15 protein-coding genes are annotated in these 17,485 nt (G+C 53.5%); 2 read left to right on the top strand and 13 right to left on the bottom strand.

All coding sequences use genetic code 11. From position 1 onward, the window contains the following. Positions 1-46 precede the first annotated feature (46 nt). The 13 genes from AP057_RS05480 to AP057_RS05420 form a co-directional block, all read right to left on the bottom strand. Positions 47-1,303: a glycosyltransferase family 4 protein gene (locus AP057_RS05480; protein WP_055358242.1), complete on the bottom strand. Its 1,257-nt coding sequence runs from the start codon at positions 1,301-1,303 to the stop codon at positions 47-49. Beyond that, positions 1,300-1,566, bottom strand: coding sequence for a hypothetical protein (locus AP057_RS05475; protein ID WP_033014916.1), 267 nt, complete (start codon positions 1,564-1,566; stop codon positions 1,300-1,302). The genes AP057_RS05480 and AP057_RS05475 overlap by 4 nt, the downstream gene beginning before the upstream one ends. Continuing rightward, positions 1,563-2,645, bottom strand: coding sequence for a glycosyltransferase (locus tag AP057_RS05470; protein ID WP_033014914.1), 1,083 nt, complete (start codon positions 2,643-2,645; stop codon positions 1,563-1,565). The genes AP057_RS05475 and AP057_RS05470 overlap by 4 nt, the downstream gene beginning before the upstream one ends. Continuing rightward, the gene (locus tag AP057_RS05465; RefSeq protein ID WP_055358241.1) at positions 2,642-3,757 is read right to left on the bottom strand and encodes a glycosyltransferase; all 1,116 of its coding nucleotides are present in this window, start codon (positions 3,755-3,757) and stop codon (positions 2,642-2,644) included. Before AP057_RS05465 ends, AP057_RS05470 begins: the two co-directional genes overlap by 4 nt. Further along, complete coding sequence (locus tag AP057_RS05460) at positions 3,758-5,146, bottom strand: O-antigen polymerase (RefSeq protein WP_055358240.1); 1,389 nt, start codon at positions 5,144-5,146, stop codon at positions 3,758-3,760. 12 nt (positions 5,147-5,158) lie between these two features. After that, on the bottom strand, positions 5,159-6,217 hold the full coding sequence (gene wecB, locus AP057_RS05455) for a non-hydrolyzing UDP-N-acetylglucosamine 2-epimerase (protein WP_025950142.1): 1,059 nt from the start codon (positions 6,215-6,217) through the stop codon (positions 5,159-5,161). Positions 6,218-6,249: 32 nt separating this feature from the next. Next, entirely contained in the window at positions 6,250-7,698 is a 1,449-nt protein-coding gene (locus tag AP057_RS05450; protein ID WP_055358239.1) for a lipopolysaccharide biosynthesis protein, read from the bottom strand. A 1-nt stretch (position 7,699) separates the two neighbouring features. After that, positions 7,700-8,431 carry an N-acetyltransferase gene (locus AP057_RS05445; RefSeq protein ID WP_033014903.1) on the bottom strand — a complete coding sequence of 244 codons (732 nt, stop codon included), beginning with the start codon at positions 8,429-8,431 and terminating at the stop codon, positions 7,700-7,702. Positions 8,432-8,448: 17 nt separating this feature from the next. Next, positions 8,449-9,762 carry a nucleotide sugar dehydrogenase gene (locus AP057_RS05440; RefSeq protein ID WP_055358238.1) on the bottom strand — a complete coding sequence of 438 codons (1,314 nt, stop codon included), beginning with the start codon at positions 9,760-9,762 and terminating at the stop codon, positions 8,449-8,451. Positions 9,763-9,777: 15 nt separating this feature from the next. Beyond that, a complete protein-coding gene (locus AP057_RS05435; RefSeq protein WP_013524681.1) occupies positions 9,778-10,791 on the bottom strand; it encodes a Gfo/Idh/MocA family protein in 1,014 nt (337 codons plus the stop codon). Then, positions 10,788-11,525, bottom strand: a complete 738-nt coding sequence (locus AP057_RS05430) for a hypothetical protein (protein WP_055358263.1) — start codon at positions 11,523-11,525, stop codon at positions 10,788-10,790. The genes AP057_RS05435 and AP057_RS05430 overlap by 4 nt, the downstream gene beginning before the upstream one ends. 118 nt (positions 11,526-11,643) lie before the next feature. After that, the gene (locus AP057_RS05425; RefSeq protein WP_055358237.1) at positions 11,644-12,762 is read right to left on the bottom strand and encodes a DegT/DnrJ/EryC1/StrS aminotransferase family protein; all 1,119 of its coding nucleotides are present in this window, start codon (positions 12,760-12,762) and stop codon (positions 11,644-11,646) included. Positions 12,763-12,998: 236 nt separating this feature from the next. Then, positions 12,999-14,081 carry a glycosyltransferase family 4 protein gene (locus AP057_RS05420; RefSeq protein WP_049626155.1) on the bottom strand — a complete coding sequence of 361 codons (1,083 nt, stop codon included), beginning with the start codon at positions 14,079-14,081 and terminating at the stop codon, positions 12,999-13,001. A gap of 266 nt (positions 14,082-14,347) precedes the next feature. Here AP057_RS05420 and secA2 point away from each other — a divergent pair, with 266 nt between their 5' ends. Together secA2 and AP057_RS05410 are read left to right on the top strand one after the other, a co-directional pair. Then, complete coding sequence (gene secA2, locus AP057_RS05415) at positions 14,348-16,741, top strand: accessory Sec system translocase SecA2 (RefSeq protein WP_049626154.1); 2,394 nt, start codon at positions 14,348-14,350, stop codon at positions 16,739-16,741. Positions 16,742-16,876: 135 nt separating this feature from the next. Further along, the coding region (locus tag AP057_RS05410; protein ID WP_152968862.1) for a transposase at positions 16,877-17,485 on the top strand (609 nt) is incomplete at its 3' end.

Here is a 17,485-nt window from a genome sequence, read left to right as displayed (position 1 = left end):
AAAAAGGGCGTCCTTCTTTGTGAGCGGAACGCCCTTTCTTCTTTTTCTATTTTTCTGTCCATCTGACGGATTCACGTTTTGTTTCATCGCCAAGGGCGTGAAGCAAATCGTCGACAATGCGAATCCATGAGTATTGCTCCACCGCCAACTTGCGCCCATTTTCCGCCATCTTTTCGTATTCCTCGCTCGGAAGGCAAAGCAGCTCGAGAACCGCGGCAGCGATCTGTTCGGGATTTTCTGGAGGAGCGATTTTTCCGCAATGGTATGTTTCTAAAATCTCGGCGCTCTCCCCTTCGCCGCAATACAGCACCGGGGTTCCGGTGGCGATCGCCGGGAAAATTTTCGACGGCCTTGCTCCTTTAAACAAGTCGATGTTGCGCAGCGAAACGATGCTGTAATCGGTGATCGAGAAAATCTCCGGCATCTTCTCAACCGGAACGGATCCGTAAAACGTCACATTGTCAAGGCCGAGCTCTTCTTTTAACGCCATCAGCTTTTCTCGCTCTTGGCCATCGCCGACAAACAGGAAATGCGCCCGTTCATCTTTTGCTTTGACGATGGCCGCCGCCCGCAGCACCGAATCGAGCCCTTGGGCGTATCCCATCGTTCCGGCGTACGTAAACACCACTTTTCCTTCGAGCCCTAATTCCGCAAGCAACTCTTTGTTTTTCGGCAGCGGGCGAAACACATCCGTGTTGACGCCGTTCGGCAATAAAAAGACATCCTCGGGCGCCTTTCCTTGTTCAATCATATAATCGCGAATGCCTTCTGTCGCGGCAGCGATTTTCCAAGCCTTCCGGTATAAAAACAGCTCGAGCCATCTCGCCATTCGGATGAACAGCCGATTTTTCAAAATGCCGAGCTCAACGGCCGATTCCGGCCAAATGTCAGCGACGTTGAAGACAAACTTCGCCCGTTTCAACTTCGCGCCCACGTACCCGGTGATCCCTAAAAACAACGGCGGGGAATTGCAAATGATCACATCCGTCGGCTTCGCTTTCACAAGCAGCGAATAAAAAGAGCTGAACGTAAACGAAAAATACGAAGCGAGTCGCTTCCAAAAGCTCCCCTTTGGCGACGGATAAATCCATGTCCGATGAACGGGAATGCCGTCCCATTGTTCGAACAAATAAAACAGGCCGCGGTATGGCTTGGGGATGACGCCGTGCGGATGATGCGGGAATGCCGTGAGCACTTCCACTTGATGCCCCCGTTTGATCAGCTCTTTGCTCACCTCATACACACGAATTTGCGGTGCGCCCGTTTCCGGCGGGAAGTGTTGGCATAGGTAAATGATCCTCATCGTCCGCTCCACACCACTTTCCCCCAAAATCGCAAACGAACGTTCCATTTCGAGCGCCAAGAGGCGAGCGCAAACGAGGCGTGGAAAAAGGGCAACGCCCCCCTGGCATCGTTTCGCTGTCCTTGGATGTATAGTCGTTGCCGTAAGCCAACGGCCATCACGAGCTTGCCAACGGAAAGCCGCCGGCTTCGCGTCCTAGCCGCCGCTTTCGGCAACAAACGAGCACCAACCGCGGCGGCTGATATGACGGCTTTGTTCCTCATCGACTCCCTCCACCGCCTTTCAACGTTTGTTCATACAATCGGATCATGCGCATCGCATTTTCCGTCCAATCGTAATGTTCATGAACATGGTTGACGCCGTTTTCCCCCATTCGTTGCCGCAGCCTCTCATCAAGCAACAGCCGTTCGAACGCCTCCGCTAGCTTTTCCGGACTGTTTTTCGGCACAATCAACCCCGTTGTTCCCTCACGGACGACTTCCGGCAATCCACCGACGTTGGAGACGACAACGGGAACGCCGCACGCCATCGCCTCGACGGCGGCAACGCCAAAACTTTCGCTGTCTTCAGTCGAAGGCACGGCGAAAATATCCATTTGATTGATGTACAGTGGCACTTGTTCGTTCGGAACTTTGCCGACAAACGTCGTCACGGATTGGATGCCGAGGCGGGCGCACAGCTCCTCGTATTCACTTCGCTGCGGCCCATCGCCGACGATCAACAGCTCCGTTTGTGGATGCCGCTCGTGCACAACGGCAAACGCTCGAATCAAATCAGCGATCCCGTACTTGTCCGAAAGAGCTTTCACTGTGCCGATCGTCACGGTCCGTTTCGGCTGTTTCGGCAATGGTTTGAAGCGGGCGACATCCACCCCAAACGGCGTCACCTCGATCGGTTTGTCCGTATACTTTCCGGTTTCTTTCGCCATCACATGACTTGTCGAACAAATGACATCCGCTCGCTGCAATGTATATTCAAGCATCCGTCGGTTCCAGCGATTGGCATTCGGAAACTGATACACGTCGCGTCCCCAGACGGAGACGTAAAACGGATGATACGAAGCAAGCGCCCCGATCAACCCGTAGCTGGAGGCATAATGGGCGTGCAAAATATCTGGTCGAAACGAAGCGAGCAGCCGCTTTAATGAAAAGACAGTGGAAAAATACGACAACTTCCCCGGCAGCCATTTCGGCAGCACGACTGTCTCGACTTCTTTCGCTTGCTCCGGCCCGTAATGGTCTTTAAACGTCACGACTTTCACATCGATGCCTTGCGTTTGGTAAAAGCGGGCCCACTTATGCGTATGGATCGATTTGCTTGGAGCCAATAAGGCGACTTTCATCGGAGGCCCCCCACCAACGTTTCTTTCACCTTTTCCACTCTCGCTTCCCATGAATGTTTCGCCATAAACGTCCGCGCAATGCGCAAGCGGCACTCCTCGAGCATGTCCGCCATCTTGGCGATCGCTTCTGCCATCGACGACGGGTTGTCGTCGCAAATGACGCCGTACCCATCCGCTTCAATCAACCGCTTTTGCGCTGAGCAAGCGGTGGCGACAATCGGCAGGCCGCTCGACAGATAGTCAACCAGCTTGACGGGAACGGAAAAATCATTGTACTCGCTCCGCCGCCGCGGGATGAAGGCGAAATCCATCTCCGCATACAAACGGTCGAGCGCTTCGCCGCTGACGTGCTCGACGCGCACTTGCAAGGCGGCAAGCTCTTCTTTCACCGCAAGCGGCTGCCGCTCGTACTCGTCTTTTCGGCAGACGACGGTGAGCGAAACAAGCGGCTTGCGGCGGTTTGCCAAGCGAATCGCCTCAAGCAGGAGCAAAAGCCCATAGTCAGCATTGTTGATGCCGCCAACATAAATGGCATTCAGCGGCTGTTTCGCCGTCCCGAACCGCTGAAACGGCTTTTGCTTCCCACCCGGCGGCAAATCGACCATCGGGCGGCGGATCGTGACGTATGTTCCCATTTCGAGGCTCGGCAAAAAGATGACATCGCAGTACCGCTCGTAAAACCGTTCTTCCCAACGGTACATCATTTGCATGGCCGCTTTTTTCCAACCGCGGAGCGGATACAAATCAGGAAACTTCCAATAGACGTCGCGGTAAAAGACGCCGATCGGAACGTTGCGGGCTTTCAAGTAGCGGAGAACGTCCCGGTCGACGAACGGACGTTGCGGCCGGTGTCCTGGGTCCGTGAGCCAAAGCGGAATCGTCTGGTTTTCCATATAGCAAAACCAGACATCATCGAGCTTGCCTTGGCTGCGGAGCTCTTGAAATTGCTTCTCCCGCTCGGCTGACGTGCCGGCGATCAGAAGAACGTCCACTCCCTCTTTCGCTCCCCAGCGCAAAAACGCCTGATGCATTTCATACGGCCGCAGCTTTGACCCGCTGTTTCGTTCCGCGACGAGTGAAAACGGGTAATAAATCAATACGGTTTTCATCATTCATCCCTCATCCGTGATTCGCCTTTTCGCTGCAAACCATGCCCGTAAATCCCCCTGCACCCGCAGCCACAACGCCATTCCGCCAAACAACGCCACGAGCAGCACCCAGGTCGGATTGAACAAAAAATCGGTGAACCCACCGACGAGCGTGCGGGGGATGTTAATGGAAAAATAAACGAACAAACTTAAAAACAAAGGATTTTTTGGCAGCCGTAGAAACCCAATGTACAACAGCTGCGTCACGACACCGACATACAGCGTGCCGATGACGATTCCCACATAACCGAAATTGGCATACGCCTCAGCGACAAAAAGGGTGTTCAACACTCCCCCTGTCCCGTCTTCAATCCGCTCTGGGAACACGTGCGCCATCACGAGGCGGGCGGAGCGGACGTTCTCGACGTCAAACAACCCTGTTAAAATCGAGGGCAAGCTTTTTCCATAAAGAAATGGCAGCGCTTCGCCGAACAAATTCAAATGAAGAAACGTCGGCGCGATTTGCGCCAAAATCATGCGGCCGATCGGGCCCTTGTTGTAAGACAAAAAGGTCGTGGCATCTTGCACCCCTTGAATGACGATGTACATGCCGACGAGCACCGCCGCCCCCACTCCCCCATACAGCGCCAGTTTCACCGCCGACAGCCTTGTTTTTCCAATGTAAATGCGAATGAGGAAAAACATCATCACATAAAAGAAAATCGGCGATTTGGCCAAATCATACACATTGACGAACACCGCTCCGACAAACAGACAGATAAACAGCAGCTTCCACCGCCACTCGTGCGTCAGCTCGGCAAACAAATAAGCGATAAACGACAAAAGCGGCGTGAGCGTAATGGCAAAAATATTGCGAACGAGCACGTTTCCGGCAAAATGGCGCGACGCCTCAATGCGCAACGCAGCCAAGCTCTCATCCGTCCCTGTCAAGAGCGCAAACACCGGAATCGTCGGCGTTTTCCAAATCATATACGCAATGGCGGCAAAACTGAGGAGCGACAGCGCCAAAAACGCATAAAACACTTGGCTGCCCGTCGCTCCAGCCAACGGAGAAAGCGGCTTTTGCAAATAGGCGCGAAACTCCTGCCTCGCTTCAAATCCGCACAGCCTTGAAACGACCACCATCGACAGCGGGAACACGATCATGACAAAGCATACGACAGCAAATCCAATCTGCCGGTATTCCTCGGGCCGAAACAGCTTGCGAATCATGTAGTAATCGTCCATCCCCAAGGCGATCAGCAGCGCGCCGATGAAGCTTGACAGAAGGAACGAGTAATAGTACACAATCGACACGAGATTCGGCGCCGTCCATGAAAGCGTCCCCGCTGCATAGCGAAACATCAAGGTGGAGACGACAAGAACAATCAACCCAATCAACACGTCCAACATGCCGACGCACCCTTATCGCTGTCCGATCGCCGCCACGATTTTCTCCGCCGCATGCCCATCGCCAAAGACGTCCGCATAAACAGGGGCGACTTCCTTGTGGACCGCCGCGACGATCTTCTCGCGGTCCGTGCCGGTTAAGATGTTCGCCCCGCCTTCGAGCGTTTCCACCCATTCGGTTTGTTCGCGCACCGTCACGCAAGGCACACGAAGGAAATACGCTTCCTTTTGTACGCCTCCTGAATCGGTGATGATTTTTTTCGCGCCGCTCTCTAACCGAAGCATGTCCAAATAACCGACCGGATCGATCAGCCGAAGCCCTGGAATCGCCGAAGCGTCCAAGCCGTACTCTTCAAGCTTATGCCGCGTCCGAGGATGAATCGGCCACACTTTCGTTCCGTCAATATCCCGAAAAGCAGCCAAAATGGCTTTCAATTTGTCGGGGTCATCGGTATTTTCCGCTCGGTGAATGGTGATCAAGTAGTAGGATTGTTCCGCCAGCGACAAATCAGCCAAAATCGTCGATTGGCGCTGTGCGAGCTCCTTGTTGTACAAAATGGCGTCATACATGACGTCGCCGACATTCCAGACGTTTCGCGTAATATTTTCTTTTCGTAAATTTTCCACGGCCGTCTCCGTTGGACAAAATAAGAGCTCGGAGACATGATCGGTCATGATGCGGTTGATTTCTTCCGGCATCTGCTTGTTGAAGCTGCGCAGTCCGGCTTCGACGTGGATGACGGGAATATGGAGCTTCGCTGCGACAAGAGCGCCCGCGAGCGTCGAGTTCGTATCGCCATAGACGAGCACATAATCCGGTTTTTCCTGCATGACAATTTCTTCAATTTTCATCAGCATTTCGCCCGTTTGCTTTCCATGGCTGCCTGAACCCACCCCAAGATAGTAGTCAGGCGTCGGAATGTTCAACTCCTCAAAAAAAATGGCCGACATATTCGGGTCATAGTGCTGCCCGGTATGGATCAGCACTTCGGTATATTGTTTTCGCAAGACGCGCGAGACGGGGGCAGCCTTGATAAACTGCGGTCTGGCGCCTAACACGGTGGCGATTTTCATCCGAAGCACCTCCTAGATCAGATGAGCGGTTATCAAGTATTTTGCGCATTTTCATCCTCGATCGTGCGCACCGGACGGCGCAAATCACGATCAACCCGGCTGGCAAAGAGTGTGGCGGCAAACAGGCCCCAACCAGCGAGCACCCAGCCGTCAGCAAGCGGCGCCTGCTGAACGTAGACGATGACGATGAGGGAGAGCAATGTGCCGACCAAAACCAAAGCCATCTTTTTCCATGACACTGGCACAGGATACACTTGCTGGCTTTTGCGAAAAATGAAAGCCACAGCGACCATATACGTCATGAGGCTGGCCGCGACCGCCCCCCAGCTGAGCCAAAGCGGCACCAAAACGGCGTTCAATGCAAGATGAAGAAGCGCCGCTAGCGTGAACACCCGTGAAATATAGCCGGTTTCCTTTGTCAAAAACAAGCCGGTGGAAACAATCAGATAATAAAAGTTCAAAAACGTGACGGCCGATAAAAACGGGATATAGGACGCTGCATCGCGATATTCCGGTTTGAAAAAGGTTTCCACAAGCCACGGGCTCGCCGTGGCGATCAAAAGCAACCCAAACGCTCCAATGAGCAAAAGCGCCATATACACTTTCGCAAACAGCGCACGGCTTTCCGGCCGGTCTTTCATCGACATCGAATACGGACGCCACGCCATCTGCACGCCGCTCGTGATGAGCGTGATCACGGTCGCGAGACGCAAGGCAACCCCAAACACCCCGACTTCCTCCAACGACGCAAACCGTTGGATGAAAAACGTGCTGACGTTGGCGATCACCCAAAAGGCGAGCGAAGTCGGCACGAGCGGGGCGGCGTAGGCAAGCAGCTCCTTTAACACGTCAAAGCGCACGCGCCACACCATATACTTTACGGTCAAATGCAGCATCAACAAAAACACGAGCGCGCTGCTCACGAGCCGGCCGATGAGCAGCCCTTCCGGCGTCGCCGCGAACCACCGGAGCGCCGCATACGACAGCACAGCGACAAGCAGCATTTTCACGAGCGTCCAAATCACGACTTTTTTCGTCTGAAATTCAAACCGCAGCACCGTCGTCGCCATGACGAAAATCGTATCGAGCAGCAACGTCGCGATACTGATGTACAGCAAATCGACATAGCGAGGTTCTTGAAACAGCGCGCCTGCGATCCACGGACCGGCCAAAACGACAGCCAAAAATAAGATGGCGACGACAAACAGCCGGAAGTACATGACGTTGCGCACATACAAAAGGCGCTTCTCTTTGTCGTCCGTGTCGTAATAGTAAAAAGAGAGCGCCGAATCCGTACCGAAAATGACGAGAAATGTCAGCATCGACGTCCATTGGTCGATCAAGTAGACCGCCCCGTACTGCGCCTTGGACAAATAGCTTGTATAAATCGGCAGCATCAAAAAGGCAATCATCTTCGTGCCGACGTTCATAAACGCGTAAAGGAGCGAGTCCGCTCCTAAACGCTTGAATGCCGAGAACAATTTATAACAACTCCCGCTCGTCGACCATTTTGCTGAAGCGCGCCGGGAATCCTTTCACGACCGTCCTCGGTTCCGTATCTTTTGTGACGAGCGCCCCAGCGGCGACAAACGTCTCTTCCGCCACCGTCACGCCCGGCAGCAAAATCGCTCCGCCTCCGACGCGCGCCCCGCGCTTGACGGTCGCCCCTTTGATTTTGGCGAACCGTTCTTCCGTCCGCCCCATGTAGTTGTCATTGGTCGTCGTGACGCACGGGGCGATGAACACATGGTCTTCGAGCGTCGTGTAGGCCGTGATGTAGGAGTTCGACTGGATTTTCGTCCGATCGCCGATTTGGACGTGGTTTTCGACGCACACCCCGCGCCCGACGATCACATATTGGCCGATGTGCACGTTTTCGCGCACGCTCGCCAAATCAGCGATCAATGTGTAGGCGCCGATCACTGCTCCTCGATAGATGACAGCGTTGGCGCCGATCGTGCAATGGTCGCCGATGACAAGCGGCGGCAGCTCACCCGACAGCTTGACGGTGCTCGTTTTCGCCGGCTTCGGCGGTTTGCCGAGCACCGCTCCGTCGGCGATCGTCACGCCGTCGCCGACGACGGTTCCTTCGTGAATCGTGACGCGATGTCCGATTTTAACGTCGTTTCCGATTTTGACATTCGCCTCGATGACCGTGAAATGGCCGATTTCGACACGTTCACCGCAAACAACAGAGGGATCGACAACGTTCATGGTTTCGTCTCCTTCGCTTACAATTTGACGTATTTGGCCGGTTTCGACACATCTTTCATAGCATTGCGTGTGTCAAACACGACCCGGCTGTGACGAGCGACCATTTCATAGTCGATGTTGGAATGATCCGTCGTAATCAAGACAAGATCTGACTGTGCAAGCAGTTCCGGCGTCAGCTCGACCGTCTCAATCACCCGATTGCACGCCCGGAACGACGGAACATACGGGTCGACGACCGCAAATTCCGCTCCGTATTGCTCGAGCAGCTCGACGATTTTCAACACTGGCGATTCACGCACATCATCAATGTCTTTTTTGTAGGCGACGCCGAGCACCGCCACCTTCGAACCGCGCAGCGCCTTGCCTTCTTCGTTTAAAATGAGCATTGCGCGATTGACAACGTATTCCGGCATGGCATTATTGATTTCTCCGGCCAGCTCGATCAAGCGCGTATGGTAGTTGTATTCGCGCGCTTTCCATGTCAAATAAAACGGGTCGATCGGAATGCAATGGCCGCCAAGCCCCGGGCCCGGGTAAAACGCCATAAATCCGTACGGCTTCGTTTTCGCCGCCTCGATCACTTCCCAAACGTCAATGCCCATCCGTTCGCACAAAATGGCCATTTCGTTCGCCAACGCAATGTTGATATGGCGGAACGTATTTTCAAAAATTTTCTCCATTTCCGCCACCGCCGGACTCGACACTTCGTGGACATCGCCTTCAAGCACAGCTCGATACATGGCCGCTGCCACTTTCGTGCACGTCTTTGTCACGCCGCCGACGACTTTCGGCGTATTTTTCGTCTTAAACTGCTTGTTGCCCGGGTCAACCCGCTCCGGCGAATAGGCAACGAACACCGTTTTCCCGACGACGAGCCCCTTTTTCTCCAGCGCCGGTTTCACGATTTCTTCCGTCGTGCCTGGATAGGTGGTCGATTCCAACACGACAAGCATCCCTTCATGGGCGTATTTAGCGATTTCCTTCGCCGAGTTTTCGACGTAGGACGTATCCGGCTGATGATGCTCATCGAGCGGGGTCGGCACCGCGATCGCCACGGCATCGACTTCCGCGATCCGGGCGTAATCGGTCGTCGCCACAAGCCGCCCTTGTTTGACCATCTCATGCAAATCTTCATCGACGACATCGCCGATGTAGTTGATCCCATTGTTCACTTGATCGACGCGGCTTTGTTGGATGTCAAAGCCAATGACATGAAACCCTGCTTTTGCTTTTTCGACTGCCAGCGGCAACCCGACGTAGCCAAGCCCGACCACGCCGATGACCGCGTCGCGTTTCTCAAACTTTTTCAACAGCCGTTCCGCGTAGTTCATTCCTCTCATTCCTTTCTACTCAGATAGTTGCACTCTTGTCCCCGTTTCCGCCGAACGCAAAATCGCTTCGATCAGCCGAACAGGAGCCAATCCGTCCAAACCCGTGACGATCGGCTCACGGTCTTCGCGAATCGCTTGCACCATATCTTCAATGATCCATTGGTGCCCCGGCTTGCCAAACGGGTCGGCGTTGATCTCATCGATGAGCTTTGCCCGTTCTTCCTCGCTGACGCCTTCCGCTTCCCACGTTTCGATAAAGTTGGCCGTCCGGCCGCCGATTTTCACTGATGCCGTTTCGCCGAAAATGGCGATCGATTCCTCCAAGTTTTGCGGATAAATCGTCGTCGCTGCCTCAATGACGCCAAGCGCCCCGCTTTCAAACTCGACGACCGCCGCCGCGACGTCTTCCGTCTCAATCTTGCGCAGACGGGTCGCCGCCATCGCTTGCACCGCCTTGACCGGCCCCATCAGCCAAAGCAGCAAATCCAAATTGTGAATGGCTTGATTCATCAAGACGCCGCCGTCAAACTCTTTCGTCCCCCGCCACGCTGCCTGATCATAATAGGCTTGATTTCGATTCCAGCGCACCGTGGCGTTCGCATGGCTCAGTTTTCCGAACATCCCACGCTCCATCGCCTCTTTCAGCTTCCGAATAGCCGGACGGAAGCGGTTCGGATGAACGACCGCGAGCTTCACGTCGTATTCTTTCGCCGCGCGGATCATCTCTTCAGCGTCGCTCACACGGAGCGCCATCGGCTTTTCCACAATGATATGACGGCGATAGCGGGCCGCCAGCTTGGCCAGCCGCGCGTGCAATCCAGACGGAACGCAAATGTTGACGACATCGATCTGTTCGTTCTCCTTCAACATCGTCTCCATATCAGTGTAAACAGGAACGTCCGACACGTCGCGCAAACGTTCCGGATTCGTGTCGCACACGGCCGCCAGCTCGGCGCCGTCCGCCTTTTCAATGGCATCGATATGTTTTTTGGCGATATGCCCCATGCCGACAATGGCAAAACGGATCATGAAGAATAGTACCTCCTCGCGTCCAATATATACTTCCAAAGCACGAGCCAAACGACCGTCAAAAACAGGCCGAGGACAAGGCCGACGGCCATCAGCTGCCCCGTATACGTTTTCGATTTCGCCACCGTTTCCGACAATACGGCCGGTTTTTCGTAAAAGACAAGATTGCCGCGGATGCGATTGACACGCTCCATCACTTCAGTCAAGTTGTTTTCCGACTCGACCAACAAGTCGCTGATGTCATGGAGCTGTTCTGGATTCAAGCGGCCCGACTGTATTTGTTCGCTATAATAATCGACTTTTTGCTGCAAGGCGCGTTCCCGTTTTTCCAGCGCATGCAAGTATTTCGTGGTGACATCAATCCGCTCTTGCGAATGGCGCTTGAGCTCCTGGCTGTATTCCGACACAACAAGCTTCAATTCTCGACTCACGTCTTGTTCATCGTCGCCTTTGACCGTGATTTGCACGTACTGTTCCTCAGGAACGACGACATCCAAGTTTTTCACATCTGGAAACTTCGCTTCTATATTTTTCGGATCCGTCAACTCTTTTACATCAATCGATCCGGTAAACACGACAGCTTTCCCCGTATACTTCTCCCCCTGCAGCAAAAGCCGCCCTGCGATGACGGTCAACACGATCGTCGCAAGCGGAACAACAAGAAACCACCATTTTCGCTGCCAAAAAAAGCGCAAATATTCGTACAGCACAAACGGTCGTTTTTCCGCCGTCAATCCGGCCACCATCCCTTATCATAAAATAACAAAGTGTTGTGAACAAAACAAATGATCCAACGCCAAAGGAAACGCCATTGCTGTGCGCAAGTGACGTTTCCTTTGGCCGGTTGGACGATCAAGCGAAATGACGGTAAAATTCCGCGATTTTCTCGACGACGTACTGTTGCTGCTCCTCTTTCAGCTCTGGGAACATCGGCAGCGACAGCGCTTCTTTCGCCGCTTTTTCCGCCTCCGGCAGCTGCCCTTCCTTATACCCGAGCGAAGCAAACACCGGCTGCAAATGCAGCGACAGCGGATAGTACACCATCGTCGCGATCCCCTGTTCTTTCAAAAACGCTTGCAGCTCGTCGCGCTTCGGCGCTCGAATCGTGTATTGATGGAACACATGATAGCGCCCGTCGACTTCTTTCGGCGTCACAACAAGGTCGCCGACCGCCTCCTCGAGCAGGCGCGTATACGTCGCCGCATGCTTGCGCCGCTGTTCCGTCCACCGATCCAGATGCGGGAATTTGACGCTTAAAATCGCCGCTTGCATCTCATCGAGGCGGCTGTTGTAGCCAAGTACATGATGGTAATATTTCGGCTTGCTGCCATGAACGCGGATGACCCGGCATTTTTCGGCCAGTTCGTCATCATTCGTAATGATCATGCCGCCATCCCCGTAGGCGCCCAAGTTTTTCGTCGGGAAGAAACTGTACGTCGCCGCCGTCCCAAGCTCGCCAACGCATTTCCCGTTGTATTTCGCGCCGATCGCCTGGGCGGCGTCCTCAATGACAACCAATCCATGCCGCTTGGCAATCGCGGCAATCGCCTCCATATCCGCCATTTGCCCGTACAAATGCACCGGGATGATGGCTTTCGTCTTCTCCGTCACCGCCGCTTCAACTTGCGCTGGATCGATGTTGAACGTCACCGGATCGATATCGACAAACACCGGTTTGGCGCCGGCCCGCGCAATCGATCCTGCCGTCGCGAAAAAGGTGAACGCCGTTGTGATGACTTCATCGCCCGGCCCGACGCCGGCCGCTTGCAAAGCAATATGTATCGCATCGCTTCCGTTGCCGCAGCCGATTCCGTGTTTCGCCCGGCTGTAGGCAGCAATATCTGCTTCTAGCTTTTTGACATAATCTCCTAAAATAAAGCGAGAGGAGCGCATCACTTCATCCAATACGCGCATGATCTCCGGCTTCAATTGTTCATACTGTTCGCTTAAATCCAACATTGGCACGTTCATCGCAAGTTCCTCCGAATCCAAAAAATATGTAGAATAACCATGTTTAGTTTATCATATTTTTGCGTCAATATATAATGACAGTTTTGTGGCAATCTTGGCCTTGCCGCAAAAAAATCAGCGAAGGAACGGCAGAAGCTGCATAAACAACGAAAAAGAAGGGCATAATTTTCCAAAGACGGGGCATTCCTGAAAAAAGCCGTTTGTCCCTTTCATGGCACAAACGGCTCATTTGCTATTTATCGGTCATTTCCGTATACTTTTCGGCTTCCCCGAAGCAGCTTACGAATAAAAGTCATAAACGGTTTGTACTGATCATTGACCAAGCCGATCAGTTCAGCCAGCAGTTCCACGAAGACGATCAAGGCAAAGACGATGAGAATGGACTGCCATAACGTCGAGGCGGAGAACAAAATCGCGCTGATGGCAAACATCAAGCCAAACGCATAAATGAGCAGCACCGTGTTGCGATGCGAAAAGCCAAGGGCCAGCAGCCGATGATGAAGATGCAACTTATCCGGCGCCGAGATCGGCCTTTTATTCACAATGCGGCGAATAATGGCAAATGTCGTATCGAAAATCGGCACACCCAAAATGATCACCGGAACGACGAAGCTGAAGAGCGTCACGCTTTTGTAAAGCCCTAGCACCGACAGGACGGAAATCGCATATCCTAAAAACAACGCGCCGGTATCCCCCATGAAAATTTTCGCCGGGTGGAAATTGTAAAACAAGAACGCGATGACGCTGCCTAAGAGGATCAAGCAGAGCGTGAAAATGAGCATTTTGCCTGCCATGCCCGCCATAACGGCAATGGCCGCAATCCCAATGGCGGAAATGCCCGCGGACAATCCATCCAATCCATCGATCAAGTTGATGGCGTTCGTAATCGCGACAATCCAAAATATCGTGATCGGGTAGCTCCACAGCCCCAACTCAAACGTGCCGACAAACGGAACGGTCAAAAGATCGACCTTCAGCCCGGAAGCAACAACGACGAACGCCGCCAGCAGCTGGCCGGCCAGCTTCACTTTTGGCGACAGCTCGTACAAATCGTCGAGCATCCCGACGAGCACGATGATGATGGCGCCGACCGTCATCCCCGTCACTTGCTCTTTATACACCCCGCCGACAAAATAGCCGACGGCGACACCGATAAAAATGGCCAATCCGCCAAGCCTTGGCATGACTTTTGTATGCACTTTTCTCCCGTTCGGCCGATCGACCGCGCCAATTTTGACCGCGAGTTTGATCACGAACGGGGTGATGACCAATACTGTGATAAACGAAGCCAAACATGCGGAAAATGCTTCCATATTCATATGCAATCACCTTGGCCTTATAAAATCGCGGAAACACACATCATCTTTATGTTACCATATACGATGAGTAAATCAATCTTTTTTTACACCCCTTTTTTGTCCCCAAGGATGGAAAATTTCTTTTTCCCTTGCCGCGAGAAGCTCGAGCGCCAATCCGGCGAACGATTCCACATTTTACATCCTCCCTCCACAGGAAACATCTTGTGCTATAATTAGGTTTAAAGCACTTGGTGTGAATCATGCCTGTCTAGGAGAGGAATGGACATATGTTTGCAAAAGTAAAGCAACTATTTGACGAAAGCGCGCGAGACGTGCAGCGTCTTGCCAAGCTGGCGGCGCAAATCAATGAATGGGAACCAACCATTTCTTCGCTGAGCGATGAACAACTGCGCCAAAAAACGGTTGTCTTCAAAGAACGGCTCGAACGCGGCGAGACGCTCGATGACATAAAAACCGAGGCGTTTGCCGTCGTCCGGGAGGCGGCGCGGCGCGTGCTCGGTCTGCGCCATTACGACGTGCAACTGATGGGCGGATTGGCGATGCATGAAGGAAACATCGCCGAAATGCAGACCGGGGAAGGAAAGACGTTGGCGGCCACTTTGCCAAGCTACTTGCACGCCCTCCTTGGAAAAGGCGTCCACATTATTACGGCCAACGAATATTTGGCGCGCCGGGACTGCGAACAAATGGGCCGTGTGTTCCGCTTTCTCGGCTTAACCGTCGGCCTGAATGTGTCGCAAATGACGGCCAGCGAGAAAAAAGAAGCGTACGCGGCCGATATCACGTACGGCACCGGCACCGAGTTCGGCTTTGATTATTTGCGCGACAACATGGTGTACCGCCTCGAAGATAAAGTGCAGCGCCCGCTGTATTACGCCATCATCGATGAAATCGACAGCATTTTAATCGACGAAGCGCGCACCCCGCTCATTATCGCCAATAAATCGGGAATCGGAGCCGAATTGTTCCCGATTATGGCGCGCATCGTCCGCACCTTCGAAGAAGGAAAAGAGTATGAACGGTCTTTGGAGACGAAACAAATTTTCCTCACCGAAGAAGGGGCGCAAAAAATCGAGCGGGCGTTTGGCATCGACAATCTATACGACTGGGAGCATCACGTGCTGCTCCATCATGCGATGCAGTCGCTGCGCGCTTGGTTTATCATGCGGCGGGATGTCGATTACATCGTCAAAAACGGCAAAGTGATGATCGTTGACCCGTTCACCGGCCGGGTGATGGAAGGACGCTCGTTCAGCGACGGCCTGCATCAAGCCATTGAAGCGAAAGAAGGTGTGGAAATCACCGAAGAAAACGACATCCAAGCCACGATTACGATCCAAAACTATTTTCGCATGTATGAGAAGCTAGCCGGGATGACCGGCAGCGCTACGCCGTCGAAAGAAGAATTTTGGCAAACGTACCAGCTGCGCGTTATTACGATTCCGACAAACCGGCCATCCCGCCGCACCGACTGGGACGACCTCGTCTACCAGACGTACGAGGCGAAAGTACGGAAAATTATCGACGAAGTGAAAAAAATGAATGCCATCGGCCGTCCCGTTCTCATCGGCACGACATCGGTCGCACAGTCGGAACGGTTGTCAGCGGCGTTTTCGAAAGCAGGCATCCCTCACCACCTGCTCAATGCTAAAACGGAGGAAGAAGAAGCGCGCATCATCGCGACCGCCGGGCAAAAAGGGCAAGTGATGATCGCGACCAATATGGCCGGGCGCGGGACCGACATTTTGCTTGGAGAAGGCGTCAAGGAACTTGGCGGGCTGCACATCATCGGCACAGAGCGGCATGAAAGCCATCGCATTGATATGCAGCTGCGCGGCCGGGCAGGACGCCAAGGGGATCCGGGGTCTTCCCAGTTTATCATTTCGCTGGAGGATGATTTATTTCAGCTGTACGATCAAGAGGAGCTGGAAAAATGGCGAAGCAAAGTCAAGACGGATGAAACCGGGCTCATCGTGTCGCCCGACCCGATCAAGTTCGTCCAAAAAGTGCAAACAACGATCGAAAACGCCCATTATTCGGCGCGATTGCATTTATTGAAATTGGACACCGTGATCGACCAACAAAGCAAAGTCATCTACCATATGCGCGATCGCGTCTTGGCGCTGAAGCAAGCAGAGGTGCTGTCCGAGCTCCTTCGGCACATTCAGCGTTATATCACGCAAACGATCGACCGTTATTGTCCGGAAAACGTCTTTTTTGAAGAGTGGAACATCGAAGGACTGCACAACGAGCTGCGCCGTGCCTTTTTCCAGTTTGCCTATCCGATTGATGATCTTCGCCATAAGCAAAAAGAAGAAATCGCCCAACTTGTTTGGGACGAATACCAATCGCTTGAAGCGGCGCTCGCCGATCTTCCGTGCGACGAAGAACAAACGATGCGGCTTAAGCATTTGATGGTTGAAACCATCGACGCCCACTGGATTCGCCACTTAAATCAACTGAATGTATTAAAAGAGGGGATTCATTTGCGCAGCTACGGCCAAGAGGATCCGTACCGCGCCTTTGAAATGGACGCCTACCGCGAATTCGTCGCGCTGCAGCAAGCGATCGACGCCGGCATTTGCACGACAGCCATGAACTATTTGAAAAGCCAGTTTGTCATCGATGACGAAGCGGCCGCCGCCGCGAACGAACCATAACCGCGGCGCAGCACGCCGCCTCGTAAAGGAGCATTCCCGTTAGGAGCTTTTCCGGGGACTTGATCAAAAAAAGCCCTCTTGGTATGATGCAGGGGTGTCAAACAATACCTACCATCATGCCAAGGAGGACTTCAGATGAATTGTACACAAAACTATAAAATTGATCAAGTTACGGAACAAACGCTTGTCGTGGGCATCGATATCGCGAAACGAACCCACTACGCCTGCTTCGTGGATGACCGGGGGCGCGTGCTTCGCAAGTCGTTCCCGATCTTCCAGTCGAAAGAGGGGTTTCAGCAGCTGTATAAAGCGATTCAGGRGGCGATGCAAGCGTTYGGGAAGTCAGAGGTGATCGTCGCGGTGGAGCCGACCGGGCACTACTGGTTGAACCTGGCCTACTTCCTCGAGGAGCACGGGATCCCGTTGGTCATGGTCAACCCGGCGCATGTGTGCCGGTCGAAAGAACTTGATGACAACCTGCCGACGAAACACGACGCCAAAGACGCCCTGGTCATTGCCAGACTGGCAAAAGACGGACGATTCCTCGTTCCCCGGCTGCTGCACGAGATTGAAGCCGATTTGCGCGTGGGRAGCACGCTCAAAGAGAAGCTCCGCAAGGAACAGACGGCGGTGAAAAACGCGATCGTCCGCTGGACGGATCGGTATTTTCCAGAGTTTTGGACCGTGTTTCGTGACTTGGGGAAAACGGCGCTTTCGGTGTTGGAGTGGACGCCGCTTCCGGCT

This window comes from Geobacillus sp. Sah69, assembly GCF_001414205.1.
GTDB classification, from domain to species: Bacteria; Bacillota; Bacilli; order Bacillales; family Anoxybacillaceae; genus Geobacillus; species Geobacillus stearothermophilus.
Note: the sequence above shows the minus strand (reverse complement) of the source record. Positions and strands in the feature narration are given on the sequence as shown.